Genomic DNA, 20928 nt, shown 5'->3' with positions numbered 1-20928 from the left:
ATGAAGACGGGGAGGGCTTCACCGCGGGGTCCGGCACGGCGAAGGAGGCGGACGTGAACCTGCGATCGGTCCGGCACGAGCTGGGCATCACCGCCGAGCTCAGCGAGCTGGCCAAGGTCCGCCACTGGGTGCGCGCGGTGCTGCGGGGCCTGCCGGCGCACGTCGTCAGCACCGCGGTCATGGTGGTCGACGAACTGGCGTCCAACGCGCTGCGCCACGGCCGTGCCCCCTACCACGTCCGGCTGCTGCCCGGCGGCGCCAAGCTGCGGATCGAGGTCGACGACGGCGGCGGCGAACCGGCCCGCCGGCGGGCGCCGAACGACCACGGCGGCCGCGGGCTCCTGCTGGTGGAGCGCTGCGCCGCCGCGTGGGGCCAGCTGCGCCGCCCCAGCGGCAAGACCCTGTGGGCCGAGCTGACCACCGATCAGGACCCGGCCGGAGCCCATGGCTGACCCGGTGACGGCGCCGCCCGCCCCCGTCAGCGGCGACCTGGGCTGGGCCGCCGCTCCCACCGCGGCGATCGTGGCCGACGACACGGGGGCCGTCCGGCTGCTCAACGACGCCGCCCGTGCGCTGTTCCCCGCCGCCGGGCCCGGCCGTCCGCTGGCCGGCACGGTCGCGGACTGGCTGGCCGAAGCCCACGAGCGCGGCTCCGAGGCGGTCGTGCGCGGCGAGGCCGCCGAGCGCGCCTTCGCGGCCCACCCGATCCCCCACGGCACCGCCGTGACGTGGTGGCTGGTCGACGAGACCGACGCCCGCGTGGCCCGCGAGGCGCTGGCCCGGGAGCAGGAGCGGACGGCGTTCCTCAGCGACGCCTCGGCCGCGCTGCTCGGGTCGCTCAACCTCGAACGCTGCATGGAGGTCGCCGCCCGGCTCGCCGCGCAGCACCTCGCCGACGCGGCCATGGTCCTGGCGCCCGCGACGGGCGGCGGCTTCCCCGTCGTCACCTGCCTGCGCGGCGGCGAGCCGGTCCGGTCCCGGTTCGAAATCGACCCGGACGAGCTGCCCGGGCTCGGCGAGGCCCTGCAGGGCTTCCCGCCGGTGCCTTCGCGCTGGCTCGATCCGGACGCCGCCCCCGGCTGGGTGCTGCCCTCGGGCTTCGGCGCGGCCGGCTCGATCGTCGTCACGCCCCTGCCGGGCCACGGCGTGCCCGCTGGCGCCCTGGTCCTGCTGCGCCGCGACGACCGGGCGTCGTTCACCGAGCAGGAAGAGCTCTTCGCGCGGCTGTTCGCCGCGCGAGCCGGCGCCGCGATGTCGGCGGCGCGCGTGTTCGCACTCCAGGCGTCGATCACGGACACGCTGATGCGTGAACTGCTCCCGCCCACCCTCGAACAGCTCGGCGGCGTCGAGTTCGCCGGCCGCTACCGCCCGGCCCGCGACGGCGAGCGGATCGGCGGCGACTTCTACGACGTGCACTCCGCGATCACCGCCGAGGGCGACGAGTCGCTGGCCGTGCTCGGCGACGTCTGCGGCAAGGGCCTCGACGCGGCCGTGCTGACCGGCAAGATCCGCACCACGCTGCGGGCGCTGCTGCCGATGGCCGACGACCACGCGCGGCTGCTGAACCTGCTCAACAGCACGCTCGCCGACAGCCGCAACGCCCGGTTCGTCACCCTCGTGCTGGCCTCCGCGCGCCGCGACGGCGCCACGGTCCGGCTGCGCGTCACCTGCGCGGGTCATCCCCCGCCCCTGATCGTCCGGGCCGACGGCCGGGTCGAGGAGGCCGACAGCCACGGCAGCCTGATCGGCGTGCTGCCGCAGATCGAGTCCACGGGCGCGGACATCACGCTCGAGCCGGGCGAGACCTGCCTGCTCTACACCGACGGGATCGTCGAAGCCCGCGGCGGGCCGCTCGGGGAAGCCATGTTCGGCGAGGAGCGGCTCCGGCAGTCGCTGGCCGAGTGCGCCAACCTGCCGGCCGACGCCGTCGTCGAGCGGATCCAGATGCTCGCGTCGCAGTGGATCGGGCGCGGCACCCACGACGACATGGCGGTACTGGCGATCACGGCCCCGCGCGGGCAGCACCTGGCCGCGGTCGGCGGCCACGGTCGCGGGAGGTACACCGCATGACCACCGCTACCCGCGGCACCGGGGTGGCCGAGTACTCCGAACGGCTCTGGGCCGCCGTCACGACCGGCGACGAGTACGCCGCGGGCGACATCGTCGTCCAGGCGCTCGGCGACGGGGCCGACCCGGAGAGCGTGCTGCTCGACGTGATCGGCGCCGTGCAGCGCAAGGTCGGCCTGGAGTGGGCGGCGAACCGGCTGACCGTCGCCCAGGAGCACGCGGCGACCGCGATCAACGACCGCGTGATCGCGACGTTCGGCTACGTGCTGAAGCGGCCCGAACCACACCTCGGCCGCGTCACGGTTGCCTGCGTCGACGGCGAGTGGCACGCGATGCCCGCCCGGCTGCTCTCGGAAGTGCTGCGGCTGCGCGGGTTCCAGGTCGACTACCTCGGCGCGCAGGTGCCCGCCCCGCACCTGGTCGCCCACCTGCACCGCACCGGGCCGGACGCGGTCGCGCTGTCGGGCTCCATCGCGACCCGGCTGCCGACCGCGCACGCCACGATCACGGCCTGCCAGGCCGCGGCGACCCCGGTCATCGCGGGTGGCGCCGCGTTCGGGCCCGACGGCCGGTACGCACGGCTGCTCGGCGCCGAAGCGTGGGCGCCCGACGCGCGCTCGGCCGCCGACCGGCTGACCGAACCGCTCCCCCGCCCGCACACCGGGCACCAGCCGCTCGACGACCTGCCGCACCTGGCCGACCAGGAGTACACCCTGGTCACGCGCAGCTCCGGCCGGCTCGTCAAGTCGGTGCTGGCCGGGCTCGAGGAGCGCGTCCCGGCGATGCGGGCGTACACCGAACTGCAGCGCCAGCACACGGCCGAGGACCTCGCGCACATCGTCGAGTTCCTGGCGACGGCCCTCTACGTCGGCGACAGCGAGTTGTTCACCGGCTTCCTGACCTGGACGGCCGGGATCCTCACCGCGCGCGGCGTCCCGGCCGCCTCCCTGGTGCCCGCCCTCGACCTGCTCGAAGCGGAGCTGCGCGACTTCCCGCGGGCGACGGAGCTGCTCCGGACCGCACGCACGCACTTGGCGGGTCCGGCCGCCGGATCGGAGCTCTCGGCATGACGTTGACCTGCGCCTGGACCACGTCGGACGGCGTCACGGCCCGCGTCTCGATCGTCGGCGACCTCGAGTTCGCCACGGCCGGGCAGCTGCTGCGGCTGGTCACCGACCGGCTGACCGAGTACCCGGGCGTCCGGGACGTGCGGCTCGACTGCGGTGAGATCGCCTTCTGCGACTCCTCCGGCCTGTCCACGCTGCTGCTCGTCCAGCGCGCCGTCACGGGCGCGGACGCCCGGCTGCACCTGGACAACCGGACGCACGCGCTCGAGCGGCTGCTGGCCCTCACCGGGACCGCGGGGTACCTGATCGGCGAAACCGCGGCGTCCCGGGCGCGGCTCGACTCCTAGGCCCGCAGCCGGGCCAGCTCCCACGGGTCGTGGGCGCTGAAGACCGTCACCTCGCCGCCGTGGCGCCGGACCAGCTCGCGCAGCCGCGCCTGCGTCCCCAGCCGCAGGTCGTGGTGGATTTCGGAGCGGGTCTGGACGACGTCCATGACCGGGTGCGGCGCGGGCTCGGCGTCGAGTTCCCGGTGGTAGTAGTACGCGTCCCCGCAGTGCAACAGCCACCGGGTGCCGTCGTGCAGCGCGACCCCGGCGTGACCGGCGGTGTGCCCGCCGAGCGGCACGAGCCGGATGTCGGCTTTCAGGCCGGCCAGTGGCACGGACGCGAAGTCGAACCAGTCGTCGCCGGACGGCGGCTCGTAGGCCGCCCACCGCGGCCCGTGCGCCCAGTGGGCGGGCCGGTACCGGAAGCTCGGCGCCTCGGCGAGGGCCGCGTCCCGTTCCGCGGCGAGGACGTGCACCCGCGCGTCCGGGAAGTCGGGAAGGCCGCCGGAGTGGTCGACGTCGAGGTGCGTGACGACGACGTGGCGCACGTCCCCGGGTGAGAAGCCGAGGCGCGCGACCTGCCGGACGGCGGTTTCGTCCTCGGCGAGCAGGGGCCGGGCCATCGCGACCCAGTCGCCGCCCAGCGTGGTTTCGGGGTCCCGGACGTCGCCGAGGCCGAGACCGGTCTCGACGAGCACGAGACCGTCGTGGTCGGTCTCGGCGAGCAGGCAGTGGTTGACCGCGGGTGCGGCCGGGAGCCCGGGGGCTTCGATCTGCCGCACGGACCCGCAGTTGAGGTGGTGGATCTTCATGCCGTCATCGTCTGACTTGAACTACGCTTCAAGTCAAGGAGGCCACGATGACCCTGCTCGACATCGCCGAAGTCGCCGAGAAGTCCGGTCTGGCGCCGTCGGCGCTGCGGTTCTACGAGAAGCGCGGGCTCGTCGAACCGGCCGGGCGCAACGGGCTGCGGCGCACGTACCACCCGGACGTCCTGCGCCGGCTCGACCTCGTCGCCTGCGCGCGCGGCGCGGGCTTCACGATCGCGGAGATCGCGCGGTTCCTCGTGGCGACCCCGGGCGACGACGCGCTGCGCGAGCGGATGGCCGCCAAGGCGACCGAGCTGGACGACGCCATCGACCGGCTGTCGCGCATGCGCGACAGCCTGCGGCACGCGGCGACCTGCGACCACGTGCCGCTCGTCGAGTGCCCGGACTTCAAGCGGGCGATTTCGTAGCCTTCGCCAGCGCCGACGGCCACCAGATCCGGCGCCCGACGTCGACGGTCAGCGCGGGCACCAGCAGCGACCGGACCAGGAACGTGTCGAGCAGGACGCCGAACGCGACGATGAACGCGATCTGGGCCAGGAACAGGATCGGGATCACCGCGAGCGCGGAGAACGTCGCGGCGAGCACGACGCCGGCCGAGGTGATCACGCCGCCGGTCAGCGACAGCCCGCGCAACGTGCCGTCCCGCGTCCCGCGGCTCAGCGCCTCTTCGCGGACCCGCGTCATCAGGAAGATGTTGTAGTCGATCCCGAGCGCCACCAGGAAGACGAACCCGAACAGCGGCACCACGGGGTCCGCGCCCGGGAAGTCCAGGAGGTGGTTGAAGACCAGCGCCGACACGCCCATGGTCGCCGCGAACGACAGCACCACCGTCGCGATCAGCAGCAGGGGCGCCAGCAGCGACCGCAGCAGCAGGGCCAGCACGAGGAAGATCACCAGCAGCACGATCGGGATGATCAGCGCGCGGTCGCGTTCCGAGGTCCGCTGCGTGTCGAGCTGGATCGCCGTGGGGCCACCGACTTTCGCGTTCGCGCCCGGGATCGCGTGCACGGCGTCGCGCAGGCGGCCGACGGTCGCGACCGCCGCCTCGGAGTCCGCCGGGTCGTTCAGCACGGACAGGATCTGCACCCGGCCGTGCACTTCCTTCGGCAGCGGCACCGACTGTGCGATTCCGTCCATTTTGGACGCTGCCAGCACGGCGGGCACCGCGCCGGCGTCGGCGATGGTGATCGCCGGTGCGCCGAGGCCACCGGGGAAGTGGCGGCCCAGGACGTCCTGGCCGGTACCGGACTCGACCTGGGTGAGGAAGACGTCGGACTGCGCGGTGCCGGACGCCTTGAGCTGCGGCAGGAACGCGACGCCGATGCCGAGCACCAGCGCCGTCACGACCCAGACCGCGCGCGGCCGGCGGCCGACCAGGCGCGCGACGCGGCCCCAGATCCCGGCCGTCTCCGGGTGGGCCGAACCGAGCGCGGGCTTGAACGGCCAGAACGCGCCGCGGCCGCAGAGCGCCAGTGCGGCGGGCAGGAACGTCGTGGACGCGAGCAGGGCGGCGCCGATGCCGATCGCCGCGACCGGGCCCAGGCCCTTGTTGGAGTTCAGGTCGCTGAACAGCAGGCACAGCACGCCGAGGATCACGGTGCCCGCCGACGCGGCGATCGGCTCGAGCGTCGCGCGCCAGGCGAGCCTCAGCGCGTCGAACCGGCTCGGCGTGTCGCGCAGCTGCTCGCGGAACCGCGCGACGAGCAGGAGCGCGTAGTCGGTCGCCGCGCCGAAGACGAGGATCGAGAGGATGCCCTGGCTCTGGCCGTTGAGCGCGAGGACGTCGTTCTTCGCCAGCAGGTAGACGACGAGGCTGGCGAGCCCGAGCGCGAACACCGCGGACAGCAGCACCAGGAACGGCAGCAGCGGGCTGCGGTAGACCGCGATGAGGATCAGCGCGACCACGCCCCCGGCGACGAGCAGCAGGATCCCGTCGATGCCGCCGAAGGCCTTGACCAGGTCCGCGATCTGCCCGGCCGGGCCGGTGACCAGCACGGTGAGCCCGGCCGGGGCGCCGGTGAGCTGCGCGCGGACCTCCTTGACGACGTCGGCGGGGTTGCCGTCGGCGAGGATCGGCACGGCGAGCTGGACGGCCTGGTCGTCCCGCGGTGCCTGTTCGGGCGTGCCCAGCGGGCCGACGACGCCGGGGATGCCGCCGAGCTTCCGGGCCTTGGCGTCGAGGAAGCGGCGGTCTTCGGCGGTGAGGCCGGTCGTGCGCTCGGCGACGACGGTCGCGGGCAGCACCTGGCGCGGGGTGAACGCCTTCTGCTCGTCGGCGACCTCGGTGGCCTCGGCCGACCGGGGCAGGAAGGCGGCGTTGTCGTTCTTCGCGACTTGGCTGAGCTTCCCGGCGTACGGCCCGCCGATACCGCCCAGCGCGAGCCAGGCGATCACCAGGAGGGCGGGGATCAGCCAGCGGAGGCGGCGCGGCGTCTGGTTCATGGTCGCTAAGGTCCCTTCGAGCGTGAACACGCCCAATTGTTCAGCAGGCTGAACATTCTGCACGACGACCCGGAGTGACGGTGAGCACAACCCCCGAACCCGATCTGAGTACCTGGCCGACAGGCCGGCTGCTCGCCGTCGCCGCCCGGCTGGTGGAGCACCGCTGGGAGGCCGTGCTCGGCGGGATGGGACTCACCCACGCGGGGCTGATCGCGCTCCACACGCTGCGGGACGGGCCGCTGTCGCAGCGGGCGCTGGCCCAGCGCTGCCAGGTGACCGACCAGACGATGAGCCGCACCCTCGACCGGCTCGCCAAGGCGGGGTTCGTCACGCGGACGCCGGACCCGGCCGACGCCCGCCGTCACCTCACCCGGTTGACGGCGCCCGGCCGGGCCGTCCACGAACGGGCGGTGCGCGCGGAGCCCGCGCTGCTCGGAGTCCTGGGCGACGACGACGCTTTCCGCGCCGGCCTCTTGGACCTGATCACCCGGCTCTCCACGACCGAGTGACCCCATGACCTCGGCGATCACCCGGTGGCGGTTGAGACTTTGCCGTGCTGGGTACGTCTTCTGGCATGTGGATCGCGGTGAGCACCCCAGTGGCCCTCCTGATCGCTACCGTCCTCATGGAGCGGTTCGAGCGACGATGTTCCCTGGTGCCCACCGCGAAAGCCGAACACGCCGATCCGCGCGGCTGAAGTCCGCTCCCCCGCCGGAAATCCCCCCGGTGCCCTGAAGCGCGTGCCAGCGTGATCCACGTCTCACTCCCGCCCGTCGAGAACCTCGGCGACCCCTCGCCGCGACTGACCGGGCAGATCCGGTGATCGGGTCCACGGGAGGAGAACACCATGCACAGCAAGTCGAAGGTGCTCGGCCTGGCCGTCGCGGCCGGGCTGGTCACGGCGGCGAGCGTCGGGATCGCCGGCGCGGCGTCGGCGGAATCGGGGACGACGGAGGGGACCATGGCCGGTCAGCAGCAACCGCCGAAGGGGGCGCGCGCCACCGTGCAGGTGAGCCCGAACCCCACCACGCGGCGCGGCGAAGAAGTGACCATCACGGGCGGCTGCGGCGGCGGCACGGGGCTGAAGTCCGTGCTCGGCGGCTTCCCGGAGCACCCGTCACTGGAGAACATCCGCATCGTCGACGCGGGCCCGGCGCACTTCGTGGCCAAGGCGACGCTGGCGCAGCACATCGGCAACGGCGTCGGCCCGGTGTTCGTCGACTGCGGCGGCGAAGCCGGGGTGACCCTGCTCGTCACCCACGTTTAGCGGGCAAGCCCGCTCACCGGGACGTTTCCCGGTGAGCGGGCCGCGGGGCGAAATGGTCCTGAATTCAGCAGGTCTTCCACGCGAAGTGGTAAATGGTGTCCACACTCGCGTGTTCGGAATCCATTTCGATGAAACTGGTCGCGGATGACGTGCCCGCGTCGGCGCGCAGTTCCGCATTGACGTTCAGGTTGCGGTCTTCGCCGCACGGGGCGAAGACGAGCTCGGCGACGTCGGTGGTGTCCGTGGCCCGCCACACGCCGTGGAACGGGCCGGGGAAGGTGTGGCGCACCCGGGCCGTGGGCGACGTGCCGGCGAAGTAGTAGTTGGCCTGCTCGAGCGCGCTCGCGCCGCTCTCGATGTGCGCGAAGCCGCGGTAGTCCGCCTCGGCGATCGCGTACGTGAACCCTTGCGGTACATGGACGAGCACGTTGATCTGGCAGTTCTTCCGGGCGTCGAGCGCGGACGCGCCGCCGCCGGCCTTGGCGGTGAAGTTCGTGTAGTGCACCGTGAACGAGGTGTTGTCGGACGCGACGTCGGCCGACGCGGTGGCCGTGCCCGCGGGACAGCCGGACCCGTTGATGGTCTTGATGTCGAGCGTGATCTTTTCGGTCGGAACCGAGGCCGCCGGGGAATCGGCGGGTCCGGCGAGGGCGGACAGAACCATTCCGGCTACGACCAACATACCGAGCATGACGCTCCTCCAAATGGGCCACGGTGCCTGGGGGTCACGGTGATCGCGCGCGGAACGGATCGTAGCGCGATCGCAACCTTTTCGACGGCCACTGAACGGAGTAACACGACGGCCCGGAGTGCGGGAAATCCATTTCCCGCACATTCATCTTCACGGAGTTCGGAATAGCGGATAATCGACGGTCACCGGTGGTCCGGACCACTGGAGTGCCGGAGCGAATAGGGCGGGATCGCGCCGCCGAGGAGCGTTTCGGCGTCGAGTGTCACGGCCCGGCTCCCCCGCTCGGCGAACCGCCGCGCGACCAGCGCGCCCGGCTCCTCGACGCGGTCGGTCCGTCCGGAGAGGAACGCCCACTCGTGCTCGTCGGAACCGAAGTACAGGACCGTCCCGAACACTTCGCGGAACCGGTGCCACGACGCGAGCAGCGTCTCGTTGCGCCAGAGCGTCGGGCACCCGGCCTGGCACGTCACGACCCCGCCGGGCGCCAGGAGGCGAGCGCACCGGCCGAGGAAGTCCTTGCCGTACAAGCGGTTGTGCTGCGCGTCGGGATCGGTGGTCTCGTCGGGCAGGTCGATGACGACCACGTCGTAGGTGTCACCCCGCTCCTCGGCTTCGGCCAGGAACGCCCAGCCGTCCGCAAAGGACACCCGGACCGGCCCGCCGTCGCGAGCCAGGTCCTCGGTCGTGTAGCCGTAGGGCAGGTGCTCGGCGCAGGCCCGCACGACCTGCTCGTCGATGTCGACGTGGTCGACCAGCGATGCGCCCGCGGCCACCGCGAGCTGCGAAGCCACCCCCTCGCTCGACCCGACGACCAGGACCCGCCGGACCTGCTCGGCCAGCAGGAGCGCGGGCACCATCAGCGCCTCGTGGTACACCAGCTGGCTCGCTTCGGTGCTCTGGCGTTCCCCGTCGCAGAACAGTGAAATCCCCTGCGCGGTCTTCCCGATCAGCACGTCCTGGTACGGCGTGCGCGCCTCGTACCGCACCTCGCCGACCTCCCAGACGCGGGTGAGGCCGGGGCCGACCGGTTCGTGGACGAGAGGCATCAGGGTTCTCCGCGGTGCAGGACGGACAGGTGGACCGAGGTGGCGTCGAGCGACTTCGCGAGCAGCCGCAGCGCGTGTTCGGGGTCGGCGCGCTCGCCGCACGTGAAGACGTCGGCGAAGAGCGACCCGTGCTCGGGGTAGGTGTGGACGGACGCGTGCGACTCGGCGAGCAGCGCGATCACCGTGGCGCCCTGGGGCGCGAACCGCTTCGCCACGACGTCGACGACCGTCGCGCCCGCCTCCGTCACCGCCGCCCGCAGCAGCTCCCCCAGCCGCGCCGCGTCGTCGAGCAGGGCGGGGTCGACGCCGTGCAGCTCGGCCAGCACGTGCCGCCCGGTGAACCGGCCGATCTCAGGCATCTCCCCACCACCCGACGCAGTGGGTGCGCAGCGGCTCGATCCCGTTGAACCCCACCGACGCGTAACTCGCGGTGTAGGCGCCGGTGCCGGGCACGTCGAGCCGGTCACCGGTCCGCAGGGAAAGCGGCAGTTCGTACGGCGTCCGCTGGTAGAGGACGTCGTCGCCGTCGCAGGTCGGCCCGGCGAGCACCACCGGCCCGGCCGGGCCGTCGTGCGGGGAAACCGGCTCGAACCGGTAGGCGATGGCCTCGTTCTCGGCCTCGGCGAGCCCGTTGTAGCGGCCGATGTCGAGGTACACCCACCGCCGCTCCCCGCGGCGCGCGACCAGCACGACCTCGGTGCGCAGCAGCCCGGCGTCGGCGACGAGCACCCGGCCCGGCTCCAGCAGCAGCTCCGGCCGCGCCGCCGGGAAGTGCGTGTCGAGCGCCGAGGCGATCTTCTCCGCGTAGGTGGCCAGTGAAGGGACCTCGGTGCGATGGGTCGTCGCAAAGCCGCCGCCGAGGTTGAGCCGGGTCATCCCGACGCCCTGAGCGGCGGCTTCGGCGAAGAGCTTCGCCGCGGTCGCGACCCCGATCTCCCACGCGCCGGCGTCCGGTTGCTGCGACCCGACGTGGAACGCGATGCCGGGCCGCAGGCCCCGCGCGGCCGCGCGCAGCACCAGGTCCAGGGCTTCGGCCGGCTCGCAGCCGAACTTGCGGCCGAACGGCGTCACCGAGTCCGGCGCGTCGAGCACCACGCGGACCGACACGGCCGAGCCCGGCGCGTGCCGGGCCAGGTGGTCGACGTCGTCCGGCGCGTCCGTAGTGAACTCCCGGACGCCGCGCTCGAACGCGAAGGCGATGTCGCGGGGCTTCTTGATCGGGTTGCCGTAGGCGAGGTCCGCCGGGGCCGCGCCGCGCCCGAGGCACAGCGCGAGCTCGGCGGGCCCGGCGACGTCGAAGCCGATCCCGGCCGCCACCAGCGCGTCGAGCACCGGCGGCGCCGGGTTGGCCTTGACCGCGTACCGGATCAGCGCGCCGGGGAACGCGGCGCGCAACTCCAGCGCCCGCGCCGCGACGGCGTCGGTGTCGACGACGAGGCACGGCGTCGGCGGGTCCCGGTCGTCGAGGAAGCGGCGGAGGGGGTCGGCACACACTCCGCCAGTCTCGCAAACGGCGTCAGACGAACCGCCACAGGTGGTCCGGTGTCCCGTTGTCCTCCCACTGCGTCACCTGCGCGCCGTCGGCGGTGGACTGCTGGTCGACGGCCATCACCTTGCCGCTGCGGACGTTGACGATCTTCGACCAGCCACCGCCCGCGTCGACGATGCGCCAGTTGTGGTCGGGGGTGCCGTTGTCCTGGAACTGCTGCACGTGGGCGCCGTTGTCGAGGCTCTGGTCGTGCACGGCCAGGATCTTGCCGCTGTTGCGGTTGACGATCCGGACCGTGCCGTCGCCGTTGTCGACGACCGCCCAGAGGTGGTCGGCCGTGCCGTTGTCCGTCCACTGCGTGACCTCCGCGGTGTCGGCGAGCGACATGTTCGACACGGCGAGCACCTTGCCCGAACGCTGGTTCTGCAGCTTCCGCCACACCGTCGCCGACGCCGCGGGCCGCGTCAGCAGCGCCAGGTAGCCGCCGGCGACCGGCCGGGCCTGGAACCCGCGCTGGGTGGCGTCGGCGACGACGTACCAGTCGGAGAACGGCACCCGCTGCGGCGTGGTGTCGGCGTAGCTGTAGACGCCTTCGACCAGCGTGGTCCGGATGGTCGGCTGGTCGGTCAGCCAGGCCGCGGTCCACAGCTCCCAGTCGGCCTTCGTGTAGTCGTTGCGCGGGTCGAGCAGCACGCCGTGGGCGCCCGCGCGGCCCTGGTACCAGGCCGCTTCCTGCGCCGCGACGCCCAGCGGGACCAGGTCGAGGCCGAGGACGCGGTCGGCGAAGCCGTTGTACTTCAGGCTCCACGTCCCGGCCTGGTCGTAGGCGAGCTTGAGGTGCTGGTTCGACGAGTCCTGCGCGAGCGTCACCCACTGGCTGACGTAACTGCGGGACACCGAGCGGTAGCGCTGGGCGTCGGCGGTGTTGCCGACGGCGGCGGCGATCACCCCCATCGCACCGACGCCGACGATGCCCTTCAGCGCGAGGTTGGCGCTGTGCGCGATGAACCCGGTGAAGTCGTCGGTCTGGTTCTGGAAGCCGGGGTCCAGGGTGTTGCCGATCAGGTACTCCGCCCACTGGCGCAGGATCCGGTAGTGGGTGTTCGCGAAGGCCACGGCGTCGGCCGAGGGCAGCCGCTGCACGAGCGCGGCGGCCATGATCAGCATGTTGGCCGACTCCTCGACCGGCATGCTCTCCTCGTTGCCGTCGTTGTGGCCGGTCGCGTCCGGGTAGTGGGTGCCGAGGTCGTGCTCGGCGTACTGCATCGGCCAGCCGCCGCGCTCGGCGTAGTCCAGCAGCGGCTCCAGGATCAGCCGCAGGTAGGCCGGGGAAAGGTAGAGGTAGGCCGGGAACGCCGGGTAGGTGACGTCCACAGTGGACATGTTGCCGTTGGAGGAGATTTCCTTGAGGAAGCCCCACGGCGAGCCGCCGCGGTCGACGAGCTCGGTGCCGCCGAAGGCCTGGCGCAGCGCCAGCGCGCAGATCCCGGCGTAGTGCTCGCCCGTGCTGCCGCCGCCGGCCGCCGCGACGGCGTCGTCGTGCAGCCGCTGGTCGATCGCGGTCGCGGCCGACAGCGCGCTCGCGTAGTCGTTCGCGAACCAGACGGCCATGTCCTGCCAGCTGCCCCAGTAGTGCGTCCACCACGGGTTCAGCGGGGTGCCGAGGTAGCGGACCGCGGGTGTGCGGACGTGCCCGATCGCGAGCGTGAACGGGCTCGACGAACCGCCTGCCGGGATCGTGCCGAGGTTCTTGTTGAAGGCCAGCACCGGCCAGCGGTCGCTGATCGCGCGCGGCTGGGCGGTGTCGCTGGTGTCGGCGAGGCCGCCTTGGCCGGCCGACGCGGCGCGCACGACGGTGTCCTGCCCGATCTGCCAGCTCACGCCGGACGTCGGCGCGGCGAGCACGAGCTGACCCCAGCTTGCCTGGTCGCCGTTCTCCTGCAGCACGCCCGGGCTTGCCGGGGTGCAGCTCAGGAGCGTGTAGCCACCCGACTGCTGCTGCGTCCAGGTGACCTGGGCCGAGGTGTCGCCGTGCACCCACTCGGCCGAGGTGTCGAAGTGCAGGTCGACGGCGTGCGCGCGACCGTCGGCGCTGGCGGCCTGAAGGGTCACGTAGCCGAACGGGACGCACTGGCGCTGCAGGTTCGCCGGGTCGACCGGAGAGAAGAACGTGACGGTCAGGTTCACCCCGCCGCCGGTGAGGACGTAGGTCGAGCGGGTACCGGTGACCTGCAGGCTCACCTGGGTCATCGGGGTGAGGGCCGGCCCGGACGGCAAGGCGGGCGAGCCGGCGAAGACGTACGCGGCGCCGTCGATGCGGGCGAGCCCGCACAGGGCGGTGATGTGGCCGGTCCAGAAGCTCGACCAGGTGCCGGGCAGGGTGTCGCTCGCCTGCCAGGTGGACAGGTAGGGAGAACGCACGATCAGCGGAGTGGCGGGCGGCCGGATCGGGCTGAAGGTACCCGCGGCGGCCGCCGTCCCGGGCAGCCACAGCGCCACGGCCACGGCGGCGGCCGAGCCCCCGGCGAGCCGGAGCAGATCACGGCGAGTCAGTTCCAGGGAGGACATCAGTGGCCCCTTCCAACGGCGTACGAGCCGGTGCGGAGATACTTTTACATCGTTGGTACAACGTTGTAAATCCGCCGTTGGTCGGGGTCGCGAGGAGGGTGCGGACCAGTGGGATCGCCGGTCCGGTGCGGGTCACCGGTGGTCCCGCGCACCCGGGCCGGGGTTCGTGGCCGTCACCGGGGATCGGATCACCGCGGCCGGCGACGGTGCCCGGCCGAACGGGCGTCGTGGCAGTACTCGTTCGGTGCCCTGCCGCGAGCCGGGCCGGCCGCCTTCGGTGAGCGGTCCCGACCCGCTGCAGGGCATCCACGACACGGGGGCACTACGCCCCGGCCACCGTGCCGGCCTCGTGGTCTTCGATCGCCTGCCCCGAAGACGCGATCGGGGCCGCGAAGGTCGCGGTGACGGTCACCGCCGGCCGCTGCGCCCACGGGCGGTGACGGCCGGCTCGGGTTCGACGTTCACCCGGGGACGCGAGGGCAGCTTCTCCAGCCCTTCCGCGTCGACGACCAGGAACCAGTGGGCGTTGGCGGGGATGTGGATCTTGAACATCGGTGCGGTGGCCACGCCGCCGTGCATCCGGTAGTACTGCCGGCGCCGGTAAGCCTGGAAGTTGACCTCCGTCAGGAGCCTGACGTTGGCCATCGCGTCCAGGCGGACGGTGACCACCGCGTCTCTTCGCACCTTCCCGAGGTCGAACACACTCGCTTCCATCTTCGTCCCTCTTCCACGTGTGGGTTGCGTTCTGGTTGTCGCGGGCAGCGCGGAGCACGCCGCGGAGCGCACGACGGATCGGGAGTCCGGGACGGGTCTAGCCGGGGCCGGTGCCCGGCTTGCACGGCCGCCAGAGCGGCAGGAAGTCCCCGTGCGACGGCGCGAACGCCCGGGTGGCGCGGGGTCCGGAGCCAGGGGTGAGGAAGGCGGGAGGAACGGTGGGGCTGCTCCCCCAGGCGGCATCGGCGGGGGCCGGGCCCCGCGGGCCCGGGGTGTCCCCCGGCTGGTGCGCGGTCGTCGCCGAGGTGCGGTGTTCCGGTGTCTTCGTGGTTACGGCCGGCCGGGTGCGGGAGGCCGGGACCCGTCCGGCCGGCTTGGCTTTCGGTGGGGCGGCAAAGATTGCCCGCCCGAGGTCGGCCTCGCGGGTCAGCGAGTTCGCGAGCGGGGTTTCGGCATCGACCGGCTCGGTGAGCGGGGGGACGATGCCAGGCCGGGTGGTCGGGGCAGTGGTCCCGGGCGAGACGCCAGTGGCGACCGGTTCGATGACGGGCGCGGTGGCATCCAGCACCGGCTTGATCACCGGGACGACGGACCCGACGAGTCGCGAGACCGGCGCGACTGCGTTCACCACGGGTTCGATCACCGGCGCGGTGGAAGCCACCCCTCGCGCGACGGGTTCCGCAAGCTTGACCACATCGGCCACCGGCCGGGAAACCCGCGCCACCACAGGATTCGCCAACGCCACGACCGGCTCCGCCGCAGACCGGGCCGATTCCGCGACCGGGCGCACCACGGGTGTAGCCGCACCGGCCACCGGCACCGCCGGAAGCACAACCGCATCCACCACTGGCTTCGCCAACGCCACGACCGGCGCCGCCACAGACCGGGCCGACGTCGCGACCGGGCGCACCACGGGCTTGGCTGCCCCGGCCACCGGCACCGCAGGCCTCACCGACGCCACGATCGGCTCAGTGGCCGACGGCCGAGAAACCGGCGCCGCCGAACCGACCCGCGCCGCGGACCGCGGCTGCGAAACCGGCTCTGCCACCGGCGCCGATCCCGCCCGCACGGCAGACCGCGCCTGCGAAGACCCTTCGAGCGCGGCCCCCGCCGCCGGTGCCACCACACCGGAACCCGCCGGTGGAACCACCGCACCCAGCGGGTCCGCCTGGGCGTGCCCCGACACGAGCCACGACAGCAGCCAGAACCCGGCGATGGCCCCGGCGACCGCCAGGAGCCGTCGGGCGGCGGCCACTGTGCCAGCCACGTCGCGAGCCCCGGTCACGGTCGGCGAACCTCCAGAATGCGAGATGCAGATCTGGGACGTACCCTCCAACGCCCGCCACCACACGCGGGCTACGCGCCGCCTGCCGCTTCCACTCGACCGGCCTAGCGCAGAGGTCTCAGCAAGCCTGATTTGACCGTCCAGGTGGAGTAGCCGGATGACCCAGTCGCACGCGGAAACGTAGCTCCGCGGTAAATCAGGCTTCCTGAGAGCGTCGGAGCTCCGACAACGCACCCAGCGTCAACACGCCGTGCTGGAGGCCCTCGCGGAACGTCGCGCGCTGGCCCGGGCTCAGGTCGGCCAGCAGCGCGTCCTCCACCTCCGCGACCGCCGGTGCGCACGCGACGAGCAGCGCGCGGCCCGCGTCGGTCAGGCCGGCCAGCAGGACGCGCTTGTTCTCCGGCTTCGGGGTCCGGGCGATCAGCCCGCGCTTTTCCAGGGCCAGCACCATTTCGTGCATGGTCTGCGGGCGCAGGAACGAGCGCCGGGCGAGCTGCGCCGACGACAGCGCGCCACTCGCCTCCAGCACGGTCAGCGCGGTGTACTGCAACGTCGTGAGCCCGACCGGCCGGAGGGCGTCGTCGAGCAGCGCGCGGATCGCCAGCTCGAGCCGTTTGACCAGGTAGAGGGTCAACGGCGGGCCGGCGGGCTGCTGCTCGGCGGAGGTGCTCACGCCGCCCATCATGACACGCTCCGGCCGCTATGCTCCGATCATGGACCTCGGCCGGCAGACCCGCGTGCGGCAGGCGTTCGACTCGTTCTTCGGCCCGCCCGCGCCGCCGCCCGCGGACCACGTCCTCGCGCTGTTCCACCGGACCGCGGAGACCGTGCCCGCGTACCGGAAGTTCCTGCGGGAGCACGGGATCGCGCCCGAAGACGTCCTGACGATGGCCGACTTCGCCAAGCTGCCGCTCGTCGACAAGGCCGGCTACCACCGCAGGTACCCGCTGCCCGAGCTGTGCCGCGACGGCACCTTCGCCGGGCTCGACATGATCGCCGTCTCCTCCGGGTCCAGCGGTCACCCGACCGTCTGGCCGCGCGCCCTCGAAGACGAGCTGCACGTGGCGCGCCGGTTCGAAACCGTGCTGGTGGACGCGTTCGAGGCCGCCGAGCGCAGCACGCTGGCCGTCGTCTGCTTCCCGCTCGGCACCTGGGTGGGCGGCCTGTTCACCACGGCCTGCGTGCGTCACCTCGCGGCCAAGGGCTGCCCGATCACCGTCGTGGCGCCGGGCAACAACAAGGCCGAGATCCTGCGCGTGCTGCCCGAGCTCGCGCCGCACTTCGAGCAGGTGGTGCTACTGGGCTACCCGCCGTTCGTCAAGGACGTCGTCGACACCGGCCTGGCCGAGGGCGTCGACTGGCCGGCGTACGCGATCAAGCTCGTGCTGGCCGGCGAGGTGTTCAGCGAGCAGTGGCGCGAACTGGTGGGCCGGCGGGCCGGGATCGCCGATCCGGTGCGCCACATCGCGTCCCTGTACGGGACGGCCGACGCGGGCGTGCTCGGCACCGAAACCCCGGTGTCGGCGGGCATCCGCCGGTTCTTCGCCGACCACCCGGACCTCGCGCGCGAGGTCTTCGGCGACGGCCGCCTCCCGACGCTGGTGCAGTACGACCCGGCGAGCCGCTTCTTCGAAGTGCACGAGGGCACGCTGGTCTTCACCGGTGACGGCGGGATCCCGTTGGTCCGCTACCACATCGCCGACGACGGCGGGCTGATCGCCCACGACGAACTGCTCGCCTACTGCGCCCGCCACGGCTTCACGCCGCCGCCCGGCCCGGAGCTGCCGTTCGTGTACGTGTTCGGCCGTTCGCTGTTCACGGTGTCGTTCTTCGGCGCGAACGTCTACCCGGAGAACGTCACCGTCGGGCTGGAACAGCCGGGCATCAGCGACACGGTGACGGGCAAGTTCGTCATCGAGTCGGTGGAGGACGCCGACCGCGACCGCCGGCTGCGGATCACGGTAGAGACGGCACCGGGCGCCACCGCCGACGCGGACCGCATCGCCGAGTCGGTGCGCGAGCAGCTGCTGCGGCTCAACAGCGAATTCGCGCACTACGTCCCGGCCGAACGGCAGCGGCCCGACGTCGTCCTGCGCCCGGCAGGCGATCCCGAGTACTTCCCGGCCGGGGTGAAACACCGCTACACGCGGCAGTCCTAGGCTTCGGATGCCCGGAGGACCCGCTCGGTCGGGTCCGCCGCGCCCGGGTCGCGCAGGCGATCGGTGATCAGGAAGTCCGGAAGCTCCAGCCCGTGCGCCTCGGTGAGCCGGAACGTCCCGCCGAGCGCGCCGGGATCCCAGCCGGCGGCCAGCGCGTGCGCGACGAGGCGCCGCACATCGGCCGGCGCCGGGTACGCGCCGTCGGTGTCGGCCGGGGTCCAGCCGCTGCTCGTGGCCTTCGAAAGCAGGTCGGCCTCCAGCGCGCGGCTGTTCTTGCCGGCACCCCCAGACGCGCACCCTGATGCACCGGTGGACGTCGACGTCGTCGCCGCGGACGGAGCCGATGGTCGCCCGCCACGTGTAGTCGCGCTCGTCCGCGCGCAGCGTCCGCACCCTCTCTCGCACGCCGGTGAGTCTAGGACCGGATCAGTTTCCGGAACCGCTCACGCCGTTCGTCGGCGGACGATCGGTCCGCGATGTCGTCGTCGAACCACGAGCCGAGGGCCGTCCACAGGTCCGCGCAGCCGGCGAAGTCGTCGACCGTCGACTGCTCGACGAGCTCGGCGATGTCGGTCGTCAGCTGGTCGAGCCGCTGGTCGCACAGGCGCACGTACTCGCGGACCACGGCGTTCGCGTCCAGGCCCGCCTTGACCCGCGGGCCGGCCGCGCCGCGCAGCTGCGAGTGCAGCTTTTCCTCGCTGTACAACGGGAATCCCGCGATCGACCCCGGATAGCCCGAGTCGGCCGACCACGCGCGGAACGCGCAGATCGCCTGGTAGCGCGTGTACCAGTCCTGCTTGCCGCGAGCCAGCTCGGCGAGCCTGCGCCAGGCGTCGCGGTCGGCCGAACGCCAGCGGTCGAGCGTGCGGCCGTCCGGCGCGGGTTCGAGCGCCCGGGCCCGCCAGAAGTGCGCGCGGCAGCCGGCGATCTCCGCGACGAGCTGGCGGACGTAGCCGACCTGCTCCCAGACGTGGGCGCGCTGCGGCCGCAGCGGCGCGGCGCGGTCCGGGGAGAACGTCACCATCTCGAACACCCGGAACAGCTCGTGGCCCCGCAGCGCGACGAGGTCGGGGTCCTCCCCCATCACCCACGACCGGCGCTCCGGCAGCCGGCCGCTGTGGCTGATCGTCGCGGCGTGGTACAGCTCGCGGACCGCGCGGCGGGCCACCTCGTCGCGTGCTTCGCCGACCAGACGCGGGTTGCGGGCGCGGTCGCGCAGATCGCGTTCGCCGCGCGGGCCGACTTCGAGCATCGCCACCGCGTACACGCTCGCCGCGTTGTAGCACTCCTCCCACGACTTCCGCGGACCGGCCGCTTCGACGGTGTCGTCGAGCGCCTTCGGGTCCGGCGGCCAGCGCCGGTCCGGGCAGACGTCGGCCAGGCGCACGCGGCTGCCCGGGTAGGCGACCGCGGGCTCGGGGACCGCACCGGTCACCGGCTCGACGTCCGCCATCGCGCGCCGCACCACCGCCCAGACCAGCGACAGGTCGAGCGCGCGGTTGGTCAGCTGCTGCCAGCTGGGGCGCCAGCGCCGGCCGAACCGGCGGTAGTCCGCGACGAGCCGCTCGATCTCGTACTGCGACAGCGCGCAGAAGTACGACCGCATTTCGGCGGCGCGCTGGTTGTACTCGGCCAGCTTCTCCGGCGTCGCCTCGTGGACGACGACCTCCTCGGCCGGGACCCGGAGCACGCGGCGGTGCAGTTCGACCCGCTTCTCCCGCGGGATCGCGTACGGCCGCACCCGGACGTCGAGGTCGACGTACCGGCGGAAGCGCAGCTCCAGGGCCGCCCGGAGTTCGGCGCGCCGCAGCGCGCGGGCGTCGTCGGGCGCGCCGGCCGTCGTGCGCCGCACCCACCACGAACCGGCGACGGAGTCGCCGTGGCCGAGGACGAGCGCGTGCCGGTAGCGGGCGATGAGCAGGGCGACGTCACGGCCGCGGCCCGCGTGGCGCGGCTGGCGCGCGAAGTCCGGGCCGATCCACCACCGGGCCAGCTTCGGGTGGCCCCGGCTGCAGACGGTGATCACGTCGTCGTACGTCGCGAGCGCGTCGAGGTGCAGGTCCAGCTGTTCCTGCAGGGCGGCGATCTCGAGTCTGATGTAGACGTTCGACGGGTCGAGGCTCACCGCGCGGTAGTACTCGGCGAGGGCCTCGTCGTAGCGGCGGTAGGTGATGAAGTGGTTGGCGCGCTGGTAGGCGTCGAACAGCTCGTACGGGATCTTCGCGCCCCGCCACGCCGCCCAGTGGATGTTCGTGCGGACGTAGGCGCTGCGCGGGATGACCAGCGCCGCCACGGCGTTCGCCGCGCGGTGCAGCACGCGCGGCCAGTTCTCGTCCTCGATCACCAGCGGGCTCGCGGCGAAGCGCGGGACGCGCACCAGTTCCAGGATGAGCTGGTAGCGGCCGGTCGTGTTGCCCGGCCGGATGGTGCCGGTGACGGTGAACGCGGCCGGCGGCTGGGCGAGCCGGACCAGCTTGCTGACCGCTTTCCACCAGCCGTCCGCGGAGTCGCCCGCGTGCTCGACGATCTGGATGAAGTCGTAGGACACGCCGGCGCCGGGCACCGGGGTCGGCGTGTAGAGGCGGGAGTCGTTGAGGATCCGCTTGAAGGTCGCGGTCAGCTCGACGGCGGAATCGATCTCGCGGTCGTGGCTGCCGGCCGGCCGCTCGTCGGCGAAGAGCCGGATGTCGATCTGGTTGGCCCGGTAAGCCGCCGATTCGAGCCGGGCCCTGCCGACGAAGTACAGCGTCAGCACGGCGGAGACCACCACGACCGACGTCTGCAGCACGGTCCAGGTGATGACGCTCGCGACCTTCGGGTCCCGGACGAACGTCCAGTTCTGGAAGAAGGGCAGGTAGGGCACGACGGCGAAGCCGGCCGCGACGATCCCCGCCGCCACCGCCGCGAACCACCACCGGATCCGGTGAGCCGCCGGAAGTTCCGCCTGATCGAAGCCGCCGGGCACCACCGATCACCC

20 protein-coding genes are annotated in these 20928 nt (G+C 72.8%); 8 read left to right on the top strand and 12 right to left on the bottom strand.

Features of this window, described 5'->3' with window-relative positions; genetic code table 11:
- Window positions 1-53 precede the first annotated feature (53 nt).
- The 4 genes from ACWEN0_RS11955 to ACWEN0_RS11940 are packed head-to-tail and all read left to right on the top strand — an operon-like array spanning window position 54 to window position 3481.
- On the top strand, window positions 54-452 hold the full coding sequence (locus ACWEN0_RS11955; RefSeq protein ID WP_451972166.1) for an ATP-binding protein: 399 nt from the start codon (window positions 54-56) through the stop codon (window positions 450-452).
- Window positions 445-2070, top strand: coding sequence for a PP2C family protein-serine/threonine phosphatase (locus ACWEN0_RS11950; protein ID WP_451972165.1), 1626 nt, complete (start codon window positions 445-447; stop codon window positions 2068-2070). The genes ACWEN0_RS11955 and ACWEN0_RS11950 overlap by 8 nt, the downstream gene beginning before the upstream one ends.
- Window positions 2067-3137, top strand: coding sequence for a cobalamin B12-binding domain-containing protein (locus ACWEN0_RS11945; RefSeq protein WP_451972163.1), 1071 nt, complete (start codon window positions 2067-2069; stop codon window positions 3135-3137). The genes ACWEN0_RS11950 and ACWEN0_RS11945 overlap by 4 nt, the downstream gene beginning before the upstream one ends.
- Window positions 3134-3481 carry an STAS domain-containing protein gene (locus tag ACWEN0_RS11940; protein ID WP_451972161.1) on the top strand — a complete coding sequence of 116 codons (348 nt, stop codon included), beginning with the start codon at window positions 3134-3136 and terminating at the stop codon, window positions 3479-3481. The genes ACWEN0_RS11945 and ACWEN0_RS11940 overlap by 4 nt, the downstream gene beginning before the upstream one ends.
- Here ACWEN0_RS11940 and ACWEN0_RS11935 read toward each other — a convergent pair.
- Window positions 3478-4272, bottom strand: coding sequence for an MBL fold metallo-hydrolase (locus tag ACWEN0_RS11935; protein WP_451972159.1), 795 nt, complete (start codon window positions 4270-4272; stop codon window positions 3478-3480). The genes ACWEN0_RS11940 and ACWEN0_RS11935 overlap by 4 nt on opposite strands.
- Window positions 4273-4319: 47 nt before the next feature.
- Between ACWEN0_RS11935 and ACWEN0_RS11930 the strand changes: the two genes are divergently transcribed.
- Entirely contained in the window at window positions 4320-4697 is a 378-nt protein-coding gene (locus ACWEN0_RS11930) for a MerR family transcriptional regulator (RefSeq protein WP_451972157.1), read from the top strand.
- On the opposite strand, the gene ACWEN0_RS11925 is transcribed toward ACWEN0_RS11930, so the two are convergent.
- Window positions 4678-6732, bottom strand: a complete 2055-nt coding sequence (locus ACWEN0_RS11925; protein ID WP_451972155.1) for an MMPL family transporter — start codon at window positions 6730-6732, stop codon at window positions 4678-4680. The two genes, ACWEN0_RS11930 and ACWEN0_RS11925, sit on opposite strands and share 20 nt — an antisense overlap.
- A gap of 74 nt (window positions 6733-6806) precedes the next feature.
- On the opposite strand from ACWEN0_RS11925, the gene ACWEN0_RS11920 reads away from it, so the two are divergent.
- Together ACWEN0_RS11920 and ACWEN0_RS11915 are read left to right on the top strand one after the other, a co-directional pair.
- Window positions 6807-7241: a MarR family winged helix-turn-helix transcriptional regulator gene (locus tag ACWEN0_RS11920; RefSeq protein WP_451972153.1), complete on the top strand. Its 435-nt coding sequence runs from the start codon at window positions 6807-6809 to the stop codon at window positions 7239-7241.
- A gap of 338 nt (window positions 7242-7579) precedes the next feature.
- Window positions 7580-7999 (top strand): hypothetical protein, encoded by a 420-nt coding sequence (locus ACWEN0_RS11915; protein ID WP_451972151.1) that lies wholly within the window; start codon window positions 7580-7582, stop codon window positions 7997-7999.
- 64 nt (window positions 8000-8063) lie between these two features.
- Here the strand turns inward: ACWEN0_RS11915 and ACWEN0_RS11910 are convergent, their stop codons facing one another.
- From ACWEN0_RS11910 to ACWEN0_RS11875, 8 genes are all read right to left on the bottom strand, one after another.
- Window positions 8064-8690: a DUF4360 domain-containing protein gene (locus tag ACWEN0_RS11910; protein ID WP_451972149.1), complete on the bottom strand. Its 627-nt coding sequence runs from the start codon at window positions 8688-8690 to the stop codon at window positions 8064-8066.
- Window positions 8691-8872: 182 nt separating this feature from the next.
- Window positions 8873-9736: a spermidine synthase gene (locus tag ACWEN0_RS11905; RefSeq protein WP_451972147.1), complete on the bottom strand. Its 864-nt coding sequence runs from the start codon at window positions 9734-9736 to the stop codon at window positions 8873-8875.
- Window positions 9736-10095, bottom strand: coding sequence for an adenosylmethionine decarboxylase (gene speD / locus ACWEN0_RS11900; protein WP_451972145.1), 360 nt, complete (start codon window positions 10093-10095; stop codon window positions 9736-9738). The genes ACWEN0_RS11905 and speD overlap by 1 nt, the downstream gene beginning before the upstream one ends.
- On the bottom strand, window positions 10088-11230 hold the full coding sequence (locus ACWEN0_RS11895) for a type III PLP-dependent enzyme (RefSeq protein WP_451972143.1): 1143 nt from the start codon (window positions 11228-11230) through the stop codon (window positions 10088-10090). Before ACWEN0_RS11895 ends, speD begins: the two co-directional genes overlap by 8 nt.
- 22 nt (window positions 11231-11252) lie before the next feature.
- On the bottom strand, window positions 11253-13793 hold the full coding sequence (locus ACWEN0_RS11890; protein ID WP_451972141.1) for a glutaminase domain-containing protein: 2541 nt from the start codon (window positions 13791-13793) through the stop codon (window positions 11253-11255).
- 408 nt (window positions 13794-14201) lie between these two features.
- The gene (locus tag ACWEN0_RS11885) at window positions 14202-14507 is read right to left on the bottom strand and encodes a DUF1883 domain-containing protein (protein WP_451972139.1); all 306 of its coding nucleotides are present in this window, start codon (window positions 14505-14507) and stop codon (window positions 14202-14204) included.
- 97 nt (window positions 14508-14604) lie between these two features.
- Window positions 14605-15792 (bottom strand): hypothetical protein, encoded by a 1188-nt coding sequence (locus ACWEN0_RS11880; protein ID WP_451972138.1) that lies wholly within the window; start codon window positions 15790-15792, stop codon window positions 14605-14607.
- A gap of 196 nt (window positions 15793-15988) precedes the next feature.
- A complete protein-coding gene (locus ACWEN0_RS11875) occupies window positions 15989-16477 on the bottom strand; it encodes a MarR family winged helix-turn-helix transcriptional regulator (RefSeq protein ID WP_451972136.1) in 489 nt (162 codons plus the stop codon).
- 28 nt (window positions 16478-16505) lie between these two features.
- Here ACWEN0_RS11875 and ACWEN0_RS11870 point away from each other — a divergent pair, with 28 nt between their 5' ends.
- Complete coding sequence (locus ACWEN0_RS11870) at window positions 16506-17951, top strand: phenylacetate--CoA ligase family protein (RefSeq protein WP_451972134.1); 1446 nt, start codon at window positions 16506-16508, stop codon at window positions 17949-17951.
- Here ACWEN0_RS11870 and ACWEN0_RS11865 read toward each other — a convergent pair.
- On the bottom strand, window positions 17948-18127 hold the full coding sequence (locus ACWEN0_RS11865; RefSeq protein ID WP_451972132.1) for a hypothetical protein: 180 nt from the start codon (window positions 18125-18127) through the stop codon (window positions 17948-17950). The genes ACWEN0_RS11870 and ACWEN0_RS11865 overlap by 4 nt on opposite strands.
- A gap of 239 nt (window positions 18128-18366) precedes the next feature.
- The gene (locus ACWEN0_RS11860; protein WP_451972130.1) at window positions 18367-20916 is read right to left on the bottom strand and encodes a hypothetical protein; all 2550 of its coding nucleotides are present in this window, start codon (window positions 20914-20916) and stop codon (window positions 18367-18369) included.
- Between the last annotated feature and the right edge of the window lie 12 nt (window positions 20917-20928).

The organism is Amycolatopsis sp. NPDC004378 (assembly GCF_053602455.1).
This window is presented reverse-complemented; position numbering and strand designations above follow the sequence as displayed.